Annotated in this window: 12 protein-coding genes; all 12 read left to right on the forward strand. The window is 70.3% G+C overall.

Annotated elements, in window-relative coordinates:
* Positions 1–280 precede the first annotated feature (280 nt).
* The gene (gene pyrR / locus GX015_RS06845) at positions 281–877 is read left to right on the forward strand and encodes a bifunctional pyr operon transcriptional regulator/uracil phosphoribosyltransferase PyrR (protein ID WP_168937023.1); all 597 of its coding nucleotides are present in this window, start codon (positions 281–283) and stop codon (positions 875–877) included.
* Entirely contained in the window at positions 874–1,830 is a 957-nt protein-coding gene (locus GX015_RS06850; protein ID WP_291343830.1) for an aspartate carbamoyltransferase catalytic subunit, read from the forward strand. Before pyrR ends, GX015_RS06850 begins: the two co-directional genes overlap by 4 nt.
* 68 nt (positions 1,831–1,898) lie before the next feature.
* The gene (locus tag GX015_RS06855) at positions 1,899–3,185 is read left to right on the forward strand and encodes a dihydroorotase (protein WP_291343848.1); all 1,287 of its coding nucleotides are present in this window, start codon (positions 1,899–1,901) and stop codon (positions 3,183–3,185) included.
* Positions 3,186–3,244: 59 nt separating this feature from the next.
* A complete protein-coding gene (gene carA, locus GX015_RS06860) occupies positions 3,245–4,417 on the forward strand; it encodes a glutamine-hydrolyzing carbamoyl-phosphate synthase small subunit (protein WP_291343832.1) in 1,173 nt (390 codons plus the stop codon).
* Positions 4,418–4,420: 3 nt separating this feature from the next.
* The gene (gene carB / locus GX015_RS06865) at positions 4,421–7,762 is read left to right on the forward strand and encodes a carbamoyl-phosphate synthase large subunit (RefSeq protein WP_291343834.1); all 3,342 of its coding nucleotides are present in this window, start codon (positions 4,421–4,423) and stop codon (positions 7,760–7,762) included.
* Positions 7,763–7,769: 7 nt separating this feature from the next.
* A complete protein-coding gene (gene pyrF, locus GX015_RS06870; RefSeq protein ID WP_291343836.1) occupies positions 7,770–8,636 on the forward strand; it encodes an orotidine-5'-phosphate decarboxylase in 867 nt (288 codons plus the stop codon).
* A 276-nt stretch (positions 8,637–8,912) separates the two neighbouring features.
* Positions 8,913–9,236 (forward strand): integration host factor, actinobacterial type, encoded by a 324-nt coding sequence (gene mihF / locus GX015_RS06875; RefSeq protein WP_046651387.1) that lies wholly within the window; start codon positions 8,913–8,915, stop codon positions 9,234–9,236.
* Between the two features lie 5 nt (positions 9,237–9,241).
* Positions 9,242–9,811 (forward strand): guanylate kinase, encoded by a 570-nt coding sequence (gene gmk / locus GX015_RS06880; protein ID WP_291343839.1) that lies wholly within the window; start codon positions 9,242–9,244, stop codon positions 9,809–9,811.
* Between the two features lie 169 nt (positions 9,812–9,980).
* Positions 9,981–10,262, forward strand: coding sequence for a DNA-directed RNA polymerase subunit omega (rpoZ, locus tag GX015_RS06885; protein ID WP_291343841.1), 282 nt, complete (start codon positions 9,981–9,983; stop codon positions 10,260–10,262).
* A gap of 13 nt (positions 10,263–10,275) precedes the next feature.
* On the forward strand, positions 10,276–11,529 hold the full coding sequence (coaBC, locus tag GX015_RS06890; protein ID WP_291343843.1) for a bifunctional phosphopantothenoylcysteine decarboxylase/phosphopantothenate--cysteine ligase CoaBC: 1,254 nt from the start codon (positions 10,276–10,278) through the stop codon (positions 11,527–11,529).
* A gap of 163 nt (positions 11,530–11,692) precedes the next feature.
* Positions 11,693–12,904, forward strand: a complete 1,212-nt coding sequence (metK, locus tag GX015_RS06895; protein WP_291343845.1) for a methionine adenosyltransferase — start codon at positions 11,693–11,695, stop codon at positions 12,902–12,904.
* Positions 12,905–12,940: 36 nt separating this feature from the next.
* The coding region (locus GX015_RS06900) for a primosomal protein N' (protein WP_291343846.1) at positions 12,941–14,681 on the forward strand (1,741 nt) is incomplete at its 3' end.

Raw genomic sequence — 14,681 nt, forward strand, 5'->3', positions numbered from 1 at the left:
CATGTTCGCCAACCCGTGGGCATGGGCGCTCAACATCGCGGGCCTCGCCGGTGCACTGTGGCTGCGGAGAACGTGGCTCATCGTGCTGGCCGCCGTGGCCATGCTGTGGCCCATCGTGGTCATGGTTCCCCTGATGGCGTTCTCCTTCGGCGCGCCCTGATTCAGGGCCGGGGGTTGGGGGGTTCGGCCCCGTGCGGCTGGTAGGATCGCAGCCGTAACCGTGGGCAATCACGGGACATCCTTTAACGGACCGCACGGAGAGGCGGGGAAGGAGGTCACGATGAGCGACAACGCAATCCCGAACCCGGGCGAGGGCACTTCCGCGGACATCACGGAACTGCTCAACGCCGACGAGGTCGGACGAACCGTCGCGCGCATCGCGCACCAGATCATCGAAAAGACCGCGTTGGACGGATCGGACGCGCCGAGGGTGGTGCTGCTGGGCATCCCGTCGGGCGGCGTGCCCCTGGCCGAACGGCTGGCCGAGCGCATCGAGGAGTACTCCGGGGTGAAGCCGGAGACCGGCTCCCTGGACATCACGCTGTTCCGCGACGATCTGCGGAACCGCCCGCATCGCGCGCTGCAGCCGACGCGGATCCCGGACGCCGGAATCGACAACACCATCGTGGTGCTCGTCGACGACGTGCTGTTCTCGGGCCGCACCATCCGGGCCGCGCTCGACGCGCTCAACGACATCGGGCGCCCCGACATCATCCAGCTGGCCGTCCTGGTCGACCGCGGCCACCGCCAGCTGCCCATCCGCGCCGACTACGTGGGCAAGAACCTGCCGACGGCGCGCCACGAGGACGTCCGCGTCCTGGTGGAGGACATCGACGGCCGCGACGCGGTCATCCTGAGCCGGGCGCAGGCGTCGTGAAGCATCTCCTGAGCATCGCCAATCTGTCCAAGGACGAGATCGTGGGCCTCATGGACGAGGCGGATCGCTTCCGGGAGGCCCTGGCGGGCCGCGAGATCAAGAAGCTGCCGACGCTGCGCGGCCGCACCATCTTCACCTGCTTCTACGAGAACTCCACCCGCACCCGCGCGTCCTTCGAGACCGCGGGCAAGTGGATGAGCGCCGACGTGATCAACATTTCGGCGTCCTCGTCGTCGGTGAAGAAGGGCGAGAGCCTGAAGGACACCGCGCTGACGCTCGACGCCATCGGAGCCGACGCGATCGTGGTGCGACACCCCGCGTCCGGCGCCGCGAAGCTCATCGCCGAGTGGACGGGCCAGCACGGCAACGCGCCGGCGATCATCAACGCCGGCGACGGCAAGCACCAGCACCCGACGCAGGCGCTGCTCGACGCGGTGACCCTGCGCCAGCGCCTGGGCGGCATCGAGGGCCGGAAGGTCGTCATCGTCGGCGACATCCTGCACTCCCGCGTCGCCCGCTCGAACGCCGACCTGCTGGCGGCGCTGGGCGCCGAGGTCGTCTTCGTCGCGCCGCCGACCCTCCTGCCCTACGGCGTGGAGAACTGGCCGGTGCGCGTGGCCCACCGCATGGAGCCCGAGCTGCCCGACGCCGACGCGGTGATGATGCTCCGCGTCCAGGCCGAGCGCATGGACGGCGGGTTCTTCCCGTCGCACCGCGAGTACGCCACCAGGTACGGCCTGTCCCGGGACCGGGAAAAGCTGCTTCGCGACGACTGCGTGGTCCTGCACCCCGGCCCCATGCTGCGAGGCATGGAAATCAACGACCACGTCGCCGACCTGCCCCGCACCGCGGTGCTGCAGCAGGTGGCCAACGGCGTGCACGTCCGCATGGCGGTGCTGTTCACGCTGTTGACGGCGGAGACTTCGTTCACCCCGGAAGGAGCGGCACAGTGACCGGCAACCATCACGACGATTCCGCGTTCCCGCCCGTCGGCCCGCTCGCGGCCGCCGCGTCCGGTGAGCTGCTGCTGACGGGCGTGCGCCCGTACGGCGAGGGCGAGGACGTCAACGTGCTCGTCCGCGACGGCATCATCGCCGAGATCGGCGCCGACGTCACCGCCGGCGACGACGCGGAAGTCCTCGACTTCGACTCCCTGGTCCTGCTGCCGGGCCTGGTGGACATCCACGTCCACATGCGCGAGCCCGGCCGAGAGGACACGGAAACGCTGGCGACCGGTTCGGCCGCCGCCGCGCGCGGCGGTTTCACCGCCGTGTTCACCATGGCCAACACCGCGCCCGTCACCGACGACCCGGCCATCGCCGAGTCGGTGTGGCTCAAGGCGCAGGCCATCGGCCTGTGCGACGTGCACCCGGTCGGGTCGATCACCAAGGGCCTCAAGGGCCAGGGCCTGACCGAGTTCGGCATGATGGCCGATTCCCAGGCCAAGGTGCGCATGTTCTCCGACGACGGCAAGTGCGTCGACGACCCGCAGATCATGCGCCGCGCCATCGAGTACGCCCGCGGCGAGGACGTCCTGCTGGCGCAGCACTGCGAAGATCCCCGCCTGACCAAGGGCGCCGTCGCCCACGAGGGCCCGACCGCCGCCCGCCTGGGCCTGGGCGGATGGCCGCGAGTGGCCGAGGAGTCCATCGTCGCCCGCGACGCCATCATGGCGCGCGACTACGGCGGCCGCATGCACATCTGCCACGCGTCCACCGAGGGCACGGTCGAGCTGCTCAAGTGGGCGAAGGGCCAGGGCATTCCGCTGACCGCGGAAGTCACCCCGCACCACCTCGTGCTCACCGACGCGCGCCTGGAGACCTTCGACGGCGTCAACCGCGTCAACCCGCCGCTGCGCGAGGACCGCGACGCGAAGGCGCTGCGCGAGGCGCTCATCGACGGCGTGATCGACTGCGTCGCCACCGACCACGCGCCGCACGGCTCGGAAGAGAAGTGCTGCGAGTTCGAGCACGCCAAGCCCGGCATGCTGGGCCTCGAGACCTCCCTGCCGATCATCGCCGAGCAGTTCGTCCTCGACGGGCCCTGCGACTGGCGCTGGCTGGCGAAGGTCATGAGCGAAAAGCCGGCGGAGATCGTCCGCCTGCCCGGCCACGGACGCCCCATCGCCGTCGGCGAGCCCGCGAACCTCACGGTCGTGGACCCCGGCCGACGCTGGACCGTCCACGGCGCCGACCTGGCGTCGAAGGCCGAGAACACCCCCTACGAAGACATGGAGATGGCCGTCTCCGTCGCCGCCACCGTGCTGCGCGGCCGCGTCACGGCCCACGACGGAAAGGCCACTGCCTGATGGGCAAGCACCACAAGGACGACACCCTCCATGAGAACGAAAAAGAGAAAGGCAGCCACGTGAGCAACGCCCCCGCGGACAACAACACCCCCGCGGTCCTGGTTCTCGCCGACGGCAAGATCTTCCGGGGCCGAGGCTTCGGCGCCACCGGCACGACCCTCGGCGAGGCGGTCTTCACCACCGCCATGACCGGTTACCAGGAGACCCTGACGGACCCGTCCTTCCACCGGCAGATCATCGTGGCCACGCCGCCGCAGATCGGCAACACCGGCTGGAACGACGAGGACTCCGAGTCCCACGACGGCCGCATCTGGGCCGCCGGCTACGTCATCCGCGACCTGTCCCGCGCGCCCTCGAACTGGCGCAGCGAGCGCAGCCTCGTCGATGAAATGGTCTCGCAGGGCCTGATCGGCATCCGCCAGGTCGACACCCGCGCTCTCGTGCGCCACATCCGCGATCACGGCGCGATGGCCGCCGGCATCTTCTCCGGCGACGACGCCGCCAAGCCCGCCGACGAGCTCGTCGAGATCGTCCGCGCCCAGCCGTCGATGGCCGGCGCCGACCTGTCCTCCGAGGTGACGGCGGGGGAGACCTACGTCATCGAGCCCGAAGGCGAGGTGAAGGCCACCGTCGTAGCCTACGACCTCGGCATCAAGGCCAACACCCCGCGCGAGCTGGCCAAGCGCGGCGCGAAGGTCGTCATCGTTCCCGCCAACACCCCGTACCCGGAGATCAAGAGGACCCACGCGCCCGACGGCGTGTTCATCTCCAACGGCCCGGGTGACCCGGCCACGGCCGACGCCATGGTCCAGGTGGCCAAGAACGCGATGGACGACGGCATGCCGCTGTTCGGCATCTGCTTCGGCAACCAGATCCTCGGCCGCGCCCTGGGCCTGTCCACCTACAAGATGCGCTTCGGCCACCGCGGCATCAACGTGCCGGTCAAGGACCACGTCACCGGCACGATCTACATCACCGCGCAGAACCACGGCTTCGCGCTCGAGGGCGAGCCGGGCAAGAACTGGGACACCCAGTGGGGCCCCGCCAAGGTCACGCACACCTGCCTCAACGACGAGACCGTCGAAGGCGTGGCGCTGGAGTCCGGCATGGCCTTCTCCGTGCAGTACCACCCGGAGTCGGCGGCCGGCCCGCACGACGCCCACAACCTCTTCGATGACTTCATGGCGCTGATGGACCGCGCCGGCTCGAACAACCAGGAAGGCCAGAACTAGAACATGCCTCGCCGCAACGACATCAATCACGTCCTGGTCATCGGTTCCGGCCCGATCGTCATCGGACAGGCCTGCGAGTTCGACTACTCGGGCACCCAGGCGTGCCGCGTCCTCCGCGAGGAGGGCCTGCGCGTCACCCTGATCAACTCCAACCCGGCGACGATCATGACGGACCCCGAGTTCGCCGACGCCACCTACATCGAGCCGATCCAGACCTCCTACATCGAGAAGATCTTCGCCAAGGAGGCCGCCGAGGGCCACCCGATCGACGCCGTACTGGCGACGCTCGGCGGCCAGACCGCGCTCAACGCGGCCATCGAGCTCGACCGCGAGGGCGTCCTGGAGAAGTACGGCGCCGAGCTCATCGGCGCCGACATCCCCGCCATCCAGCGTGGCGAGGACCGCCAGAAGTTCAAGGACATCGTCGCCAAGATCGGCGGCGAGTCCGCCCGCTCCCGCGTGTGCCACAACATGGACGAGGTCCACGAGACGGTCAAGGAACTGGGCTTGCCGGTCGTCGTCCGCCCGTCCTTCACCATGGGCGGCCTCGGTTCCGGCCTCGCCTACAACGAGGAGGACCTCGACCGGATCGCCGGCGGCGGCCTGGCCGCGTCCCCCGAGGCCAACGTCCTCATCGAGGAGTCCATCCTCGGCTGGAAGGAGTTCGAGCTGGAGCTCATGCGCGACGGCGACGACAACGTCGTGGTCATCTGCTCCATCGAGAACGTCGACGCCCTGGGCGTCCACACCGGCGACTCGGTCACCGTGGCCCCCGGCCTGACGCTGACCGACCGCGAGTACCAGATCATGCGCGACCAGGGCATCGCCATCCTGCGCGAGGTCGGCGTGGCCACCGGCGGCTGCAACATCCAGTTCGCCATCAACCCGCGCGACGGCCGCCTGATCACCATCGAGATGAACCCGCGCGTCTCCCGCTCCTCGGCGCTCGCGTCGAAGGCCACCGGCTTCCCGATCGCGAAGATCGCCGCGAAGCTGGCCATCGGCTACACGCTCGACGAGATCACCAACGACATCACGGGCGAGACCCCGGCCGCGTTCGAGCCGGTGCAGGACTACGTGATCGTCAAGGCCCCGCGCTTCGCCTTCGAGAAGTTCCCGGGCGCCGACGACACCCTGACCACCACCATGAAGTCCGTCGGCGAGGCCATGGCCATCGGCCGCAACTACATCGGCGCGCTGGGCAAGGTCATGCGTTCGCTGGAGTCCAAGCCCGCCGGCTTCTGGACCCAGTCCGACGAGTACATCGCCGGCGACCGCGCGACCGACGTCGACGCGGTGCTGGAGGACCTGAAGCGCCCGACCGAGGGCCGCATCTACGACGTGGAGCTGGCCCAGCGCCTCGGCGCCTCGGTCCAGCAGATCCACGAGGCCTCGGGCCTCGACCCGTGGTTCATCACGGAGATGGAGAACCTGCAGGACATTCGCACGGCGCTTCTCGACGCCCCGGTCGTCGACGAGGATCTGCTGCGCGAGGCCAAGTACTGGGGCCTGTCGGATGCCCAGATCGCCGCGCTGCGCCCCGAGCTCGCCGGTGAAGAGGGCGTGCGTTCGCTGCGCTGGCGCCTCGGCGTCCACCCGGTGTTCAAGACCGTGGATACCTGCGCCGCTGAGTTCGAGGCGAAGACCCCGTACCACTACTCGGCCTACGAGCTCGATCCGGCCGCCGAGTCCGAGGTCGCGCCGCAGACCGAGAAGGACAAGGTCATCATCCTGGGCTCCGGCCCGAACCGCATCGGCCAGGGCATCGAGTTCGACTACTCCTGCGTCCACGCCGCACTGGAGCTCTCCCGCGTCGGCTACGAGACCGTCATGGTCAACTGCAACCCGGAGACGGTGTCCACCGACTACGACACCGCCGACCGCCTCTACTTCGAGCCGCTGACGTTCGAGGACGTCATGGAGGTCTACCACGCGGAGTCGCAGTCGGGCACCGTCGCGGGCGTGATCGTGCAGCTGGGCGGCCAGACGCCGCTGGGCCTGGCCGAGCGCCTCGAGGCCGCGGGCGTGCCCATCGTCGGCACCACCCCGGACGCCATCGACCTGGCCGAGGACCGCGGCGAGTTCGGCAAGGTCCTGGCCGCAGCCGGTCTGCCCGCGCCGAAGTTCGGCACCGCGACCTCCTTCGAGGAGGCCCGCGACGTCGCCGACTCCATCGGCTACCCGGTTCTGGTCCGCCCGTCCTACGTCCTGGGCGGCCGCGGCATGGAGATCGTGTACGACGAGGCGACCCTCGAGGACTACATCAACCGCGCCACGGAGCTGTCCAGCGAGCACCCGGTGTTGGTCGACCGGTTCCTGGACAACGCCATCGAGATCGACGTCGACGCGCTGTGCGACGGCGACGAGGTCTACCTGGGCGGCGTCATGGAGCACATCGAGGAGGCCGGCATCCACTCCGGCGACTCCGCCTGCGCCCTGCCGCCGATGTCGCTTGGTCAGGGCATCATCGACCTGGTCCGCGAGTCCACGGCCAAGCTGGCGCACGGCATTGGCGTCAAGGGCCTGATGAACGTCCAGTACGCCCTGCGCGACGACACGCTGTACGTCATCGAGGCCAACCCGCGCGCCTCGCGCACCGTCCCTTTCGTGTCCAAGGCGACGTCGGTGCCCCTGGCGAAGGCCGCGTCGCGGATCATGATGGGTGCGACCATCGCCGAGCTGCGCGACGAGGGCATGCTGCCCCGCGACATCGACGGCGGTTCGCTGCCGGCCGATGCGCCGATCGCGGTCAAGGAGGCCGTGCTGCCGTTCAACCGCTTCCGCAGCCCGGACGGCCGCGAGCTCGACAGCCTGCTCAGCCCCGAAATGAAGTCGACGGGCGAGGTCATGGGCCTGGCCGGCGACTTCGGCGCCGCCTACGCCAAGTCCCAGGCCGGCGCCTACGGCGAGCTGCCGACCTCCGGCACGGTGTTCGTGTCGCTCGCCAACCGCGACAAGCGCACCCTGGTGTTCCCGATCCAGCGCCTGGCCGGCCTCGGCTTCCACATCCTGGCCACCCACGGCACGGCGGGAATGCTGCGCCGCAACGGCATCGACTGCGAGGTCGTCAACAAGCTCACCGAGGACGGCCCCGAGGTCGACGGCGCCAAGACCATCGTCGACGTCATCCGGGGCGGCGAGGTCGACCTGATCATCAACACCCCGGTCGGTTCCGCCGAGGTTCGCTCGGACGGCTACGAGATCCGCGCCGCGGCCGTGGCCATGAACGTCCCGTGCGTCACCACCGTCCAGGGCGCCGTCGCGGCGGTCCAGGGCATCTCCGCGGTGCGCAACAACGAGATGGAGGTGCAGGCCCTCCAGGACCTGCACGTCCTCGGGCAGTAGGTGCGGCGTGGCTGAATCGCCGTCGAGCGGCGGGCGCGCGGGCTTCGGTTCGCGCCTCGTCGCGGCCACGGAGGCCCGGGGCCGGCTGTGCGCGGGCATCGATCCCCACCCGTCGCTGTTGCGAGATTGGGGCCTGGGCGTCGACGTCGCCGGCGTCGAAACGTTCACCCGAATCTGCGTCGAGGCCTTCGCGGGCACCGTCGCGCTGGTCAAGCCACAGGTGGCGTTCTACGAGGCCTTCGGGTCGAAAGGTTTCGCCATTCTCGAACGGGCGCTGTCGGATCTTTCCGACGGTGGCGCGCTGACGTTGGCCGACGCCAAGCGCGGTGACATCGGTTCGACCATGGCGGCCTACGCCGATGCCTGGCTTTCCGACGGCTCGCCGTTGGCCGTGGATGCCGTGACCGTGTCTCCCTACCTGGGCTTCGGTTCGCTGGAACCGGCGCTGTCGCTGGCGGAGGAAACGGGGCGCGGGGTGTTCGTGCTGGCCGCGACCTCCAACCCGGAGGGGCGTTCGGTCCAGGGCGCCATGCTGGACCGCGAAGGCCGCGCCGTGGAGTTGTCCCAGGACATCGTCGACCGTGCGGCGCAGCGCAATGCCCCGCACGTGGCCGCCGGTGAACCGTCCGGGCCGGTGGGCGTCGTCGTCGGCGCCACGCTGGAGCGGGCGCCGCGCCTGGACGATCTGGCGGGGCCGATCCTCATGCCGGGCGTCGGTGCCCAGGGGGCGGGCCCGGCGGACGTGGATCGCCTGGCCGGCGACTGCAGGAGGCTGGCTCTGCCCAACATCTCCCGCGGGATCCTGCGCCACGGTCCGGACCCCGATGCGCTGGCCGCCGCCGTGGCCGAAGCCGCGGAGGAGTACCCCGCATAGCACCGTCGCCCACGGTCTTGTGCAACCGCCGTTCCAACCCGGCCACCTGCTGTTAAAGGTGGTGCGGATTGGGGCGGCGGTTCCTGCATCCGGGCATTCCGGTGCTATGCTTGCCGGAGTTGATCGACGCATCGCCCAGGTGGGCGACCGTGATGTCCTCTCGAAATGGCGGGCACGCACGGTGCATTGACACGGAAACGTGTTGGTGAGGTACGGTCACCTCCGGTCCGAATGACCGGACCATCCCAAAATGTCTAGTTTTTAACGGAGGAACCCGTGGCCCTTCCGCAGTTGACCCCTGAGCAGCGTGCAGCCGCCCTTGAGAAGGCCGCTCAGGCCCGCAAGGTCCGCGCCGAGCTGAAGGACAAGCTCAAGCGTGGCGCTACCGACCTGCCCGAGGTCCTGAAGCAGGCCGACGAGGACGAGATCATCGGCAAGATGAAGGTCTCCGCTCTTCTCGAGGCCCTGCCGAAGGTCGGCAAGGTCAAGGCCCAGGAGATCATGACCGATCTGGAGATCGCCCAGACCCGCCGCCTGCGCGGCCTCGGCGACCGCCAGCGTCGCGCCCTGCTGGAGCGCTTCGGCTTCTCCGCCGAGTAGTCGCCATGTCCGGGGACTCCGTTTCTCGACTGGTGGTCCTTTCCGGTCCCGCCGGCGTGGGCAAGTCGACCGTGGTCGGCAGGCTCCGCGCCGAGGTTCCGGACCTCTACTTCAGCGTCTCCATGACCACCCGCGCCCCGCGCCCGGGGGAAGTGGACGGCGAGGATTACTTCTTCGTGGACCGCGAGGAGTTCGACCGGCGCATCGACGCCGGCGAGATGCTCGAGTGGGCCGACATCCATGGTGGCCTGCAGCGGTCGGGCACTCCCCGCCAGCCGGTGGAGGAGGCCCTGGCGGCCGGACGCCCGGTGCTGGTCGAGGTCGACCTCGCCGGCGCCCGTTCGATCAGGGAAGCATCCCCGGAGGCGCACCTGCTTTTCCTCGCCCCGCCCAGCTGGGAGATTCTCGTGGAGCGGCTCACCGGCCGCGGCACGGAATCGGAGGAGCACATCAAGCGCAGGCTGGAAACGGCCCGCACCGAGATGGACGCGATCGGCGAATTCGACCAGCAGGTCGTCAACGTCGACGTGGACGAGGCCGTCGCGGAGATCACCGCGGCGCTTCTCGGAAATTGATCGTCCGGCGGTCGGAGCCGGGATGGTTCGCCATCCCGACGCCGCCGCCGGTTTTTCCGCGCCCGGGGCCCGTCGTTCGGGTTCCGCGGTTCGCGCATATTCTTCATTCAGGCTTTCACCGCACGCCGCCGTCGTGGCCGTGCACAACCAGGACAGGGAGATCGTCACAGTGTCCCAGGACATCACCGCCGCCCCCGAGGCCGTCTTCGACCCGCCGGTCGGCATCACCAACCCGCCGATCGACGAGCTCCTCAAGACCGCGTCGTCGAAGTACGCGCTGGTGATCTTCGCCGCCAAGCGCGCGCGACAGATCAACGACTACTACCAGCAGATCGACGAGGGCATGCTCGAGTACGTCGGCCCGCTGGTGACGCCGGGCGTCGCCGAGAAGCCGCTGTCCATCGCCCTGCGCGAGATCAACGCCGGCCTGCTCGAGCACACCGAGGGCTAGGCGGGGGATCGGCATGGCGGTTGATGGCAGGCTCAACGTCGTCGTCGGAGTCTCCGGGGGGATCGCCGCCTACAAGGCGTGCCACCTGGTGCGCGCCTTCACCGAACGGGGCCACTCGGTCCGGGTGGTGCCGACGCCGTCGGCGCTGAATTTCGTCGGCGCCGCGACGTTCGAGGCGCTGTCGGGCAATCCGGTGTCGACCACCGTGTTCGATGCCGTCGACGAGGTCCGGCACGTCCGCATCGGCCAGGAGGCCGACCTCGTGGTCGTCGCCCCCGCCACAGCCGACCTCATGTCGCGGGCGGCCCAAGGCCGCGCCGACGACCTGCTCACCGCCACCCTGTTGGTGGCCACCTGTCCCGTCGTCTTCGCTCCGGCGATGCACACGGAGATGTGGAACCATCCGGCGACGCGCGACAACGTCGCCACCCTGCGGCGCCATGGCGCGATCGTCCTCGATCCCGCCCACGGGCGCCTCACCGGCGTCGACACCGGTCCGGGTCGACTTCCCGAGCCAGAGCAGATCGCCAAGTTCGCGTTGCTCGCCGTCGAGGAACCCGAGGCCTTCACCCGTGATCTCGAGGGAAAGAAAGTCGTCATCTCCGCCGGCGGAACTCGAGAGGCCATCGACCCGGTGCGCTTCATCGGCAACCATTCCTCGGGCCGCCAGGGATTCGCCCTCGCCGACGTGGCCGCCCAGCGCGGTGCCGACGTCACCCTCGTCGCCGGCGCGGTCGACGCGCTGCCGACGCCGCCCGGCGTGACCCTGCGGCCCATCACCTCGGCCCGCGACCTGTCCGCCGCGATGGCGGAGGAGGCGGAGGGCGCCGACGTGGTGATCATGTCCGCCGCCGTCGCCGATTTCCGGCCCGCCGCGGAGTCCGATTCGAAGCTGAAGAAGGGCGCCTCGGACGACGCCCTGTCGCGCATCGAGCTCGTCGAGAACCCGGACATCCTCGCCGAGACCGTGCGCCGCCGCACCGTCGGCAAGCTCGACGGCGACATGATCATCGTCGGTTTCGCCGCCGAGACCGGCGATGCGTCGGCCACGCCGCTGGAGCACGCCACGGCGAAGCTGGCCCGAAAGGGCTGCGACCTGCTGATGTGCAACGACGTCTCCGGCGGCGCCACCTTCGGCGCCGAGGACAACGTCGGCTGGATCCTCGACGCCGACGGCTCCGTCGACGAGGTGCCCCACGGCTCCAAGCACGCCGTGGCCGCGCGCATCCTCGACGCGGTCGCGCGCAAGGTCGCGGCACGAGGCTGACGACGGGCCGTCGTCAAGCGATGGTCGAGCGAATACCGACACCCTGCCCGGTATCCGGACCCCGGTTCGCCACAAACTGAACCGCTTGGTCTATGATTCCCCGGGTACCCAGACAACGAACCCCGGCGCGGAGCCATCGTCCGCGCGGTTAGGAAGGCTTTCCGTGGCTCACGACCTGCGCCTGTTCTCCAGCGAATCCGTCACCGAGGGACACCCGGACAAGATCTGCGACTCCATCTCGGACGCGATCCTCGACGCCATGCTGGAGGTCGACCCCGACAGCCGAGTCGCGGTGGAGACCGTGGTCACCACCGGCCTGGTCCACGTCGTCGGCGAGGTATCCACGCGCGGCTACGTCGAGATCCCGCGCATCGTGCGCCGCCGCCTCATGGACATCGGGTTCGACTCGTCGGAGAAGGGGTTCGACGGCACCACCTGCGGCGTGTCCGTGTCCATCGGCGAGCAGTCGCCGGAGATCGGCGACGGCGTCACGGAGTCGCTGGAGTCCCGCAGCTCCGGCGGCGACGTCGAGGCCGACGATCGCGCCGGCGCCGGCGACCAGGGCCTGATGTTCGGCTATGCCGTGCGCGAGACGCCGGAGCTCATGCCGCTGCCCATCGCGCTGGCGCACCGCCTGGCCCGCCGGCTGACCGAGGTGCGCAAGGACGGCACGCTGGACTACCTGCGCCCGGACGGCAAGACCCAGGTCACCGTCGGCTACGACGAGAACGACATCCCGGTCGCGCTGGACACCGTGGTCATCTCCACGCAGCACAACCCGGGCGTCACCCACGCCCAGCTGGAGGAGGACCTGCGCCGCGAGGTCATCGAGCCGGTGCTCGCCGCCGAGGGCCTGCCGGACCTCGACGTCTCCGGCCTGACGCTGCTGATCAACCCCTCCGGCTCGTTCGTCGTCGGCGGCCCGATGGGCGACGCCGGCCTGACCGGCCGCAAGATCATCGTGGACACCTACGGCGGCATGGCCCGCCACGGCGGCGGCGCGTTCTCGGGCAAGGACCCGTCGAAGGTGGACCGTTCGGCGGCCTACGCCATGCGCTGGGTGGCCAAGAACGTCGTCGCCGCCGGCCTGGCCGAGCGCGTCGAGGTGCAGGTCGCCTACGCCATCGGCCGCGCGAACCCGGTGGGCCTGTACGTGGAGACCTTCGGCACGGGCGTCGTGGACCGCAAGGTCATCGAAGAGGCGATCCGCAAGGTGTTCGACCTGCGCCCGGCCGCGATCATCCGCGAGCTGGACCTCAAGCGCCCGATCTACGCGCAGACCTCGGCGTACGGCCACTTCGGCCGCACCGACGTCGATCTGCCGTGGGAGCGCGTCAACCGCGTGGCCGACCTCCGCGCGGCGGCGGGCCTGTAGCGCGTGCCCGGCGGGCCGTCTCTAAGATGGGTTGCCATGACGACGACCCGGGACACCATGGCCGACAGGCCGGTGGCCCGGGTCTTGCCGTTGCTGGGGTTGCCCCAGCTGGACAGGCTCTTCGACTATTCCGTGCCGGAGTCCATGTCGGCCGAGGCTCTGCCGGGGACGCGGGTGCGCATCCGGTTTTCGGGCAAGCTGGTCAACGGCATCGTGCTCGAGCGCGCGGAGTCGGCGGAGCACGACGGGGCGCTGACGCCGCTGAAGGACGTCGTGTCCCCGGAGATCGTGTACCCGCCGCGGCTGGCCCGGCTCGTCGATTCGCTCGCGGAGCTCTACGCGGGCGTGCGCTCGGACATCATCCGCTCGGCGGTTCCCTCGCGCCATGCGCGCGCGGAGAAGGCGCGGGGCGAGGGCCCGGGACCGTCCTGGGAGGAGTTGGGGCGGCTTGAGCTTGACGACGTCGATCTGGCCGCATGGGACGCCTACGCATTCGGGGCGTCGTTCATTTCCGCCGTGCGCGGCGGCGCCCCGGCCAGGGCGGCGTGGCATCCGGCGCCGGGGGAGGACGTGGCCGCGAGGTTGGCGGAGCTGGCCGTGGCGGTGGCCCGCGACGGCGGCGGCGTGCTCATCGTCGTTCCCGACCAGCGCGCGGTGGATGCGCTGGAGGCGGCGCTGCGGGAGCTGATCAGCCCGCGGCAGATCACGACGTTGGCCGCGGGCCTGGGCCCGGAGTCGCGCTACCGCCGCTACCTGGACATCCTCCACGGTTCCGCCCGGTTGGTCGTGGGCACCCGGTCCGCGGCGTACGCACCGGTGCGCGATCTGCGGCTGAGCGTGATCCTCGACGACGGCGACGACAATCTCGTCGACCCCCGCGCCCCGTACGTGCACGCCCGCGACGTGCTGGTCACCCGCTCCGCCCAGGAGGGCTGCGCGCTGATCCTCGCCTCGGCGACGCGCACCGCCGAGGTGGAGCAGCTCGTCGAATCCGGGTGGGCCCACGGGCTGGTGCCCACCCCGGAGACGCTGGCGGCCCGGATGCCCGGCATCATCCCGTCCACCGACACGGAGGCCGATCCCGAGGACATCTCCCGCGGCAGGCTGCCCGCCGCCGCCTACCGGGTGGCGGCCACCGCCCTGCGCGAGGGCATGCCCGTGCTGGTCCAGGTGCCCCGCAAGGGATACGTGCCCACGCTGGCGTGCGCACGCTGCGGCACTCCCGCTCGGTGCCGCCACTGCAATGGGCCGCTGGAGATCCCGCACGGGCCGTCGCAAAGCAATGCCGGCCCGGAAGGCGCGGGCGAGGCGGCGCCGCCGACCTGCCGCTGGTGCGGCCGCGTCGACGTGCGCCACCGCTGCCACGAATGCGGCGGGACGAGGATCCGGCCGGTCATCGTGGGCTCGGAACGCACAGCGGAAGAGCTGGGACGGACGTTCCGGCCGCATCCGGTGATCTCGTCGTCGGGGGAACGGATCCTCGACGAGGTCAAGGGCGGCGCGCGCATCGTCGTGGCCACGCCCGGCGCCGAACCGACCGTGCCCGGCGGCTACGGCGCCGCGCTGATCCTGGACACGTGGGCGACCATGAACCGCCAGGATCTGCGCGCGCAGGAGGAGGCGCTGGCCACGTGGGCGCGGGCGGTGCACCTGGTGCGGCCCGAGGCCGCCGGCGGGCACGTGGTCATCGACGCCGACGCCGCGGTGCCGGTCGTGTCCGACCTGGTCACCTGGGACATCACGGGTGCGGCGGCGCGTGAGCTGGCCGATCGCGCCG

Source organism: Corynebacterium sp. (genome assembly GCF_012837295.1).
GTDB lineage: Bacteria > Actinomycetota > Actinomycetes > Mycobacteriales > Mycobacteriaceae > Corynebacterium.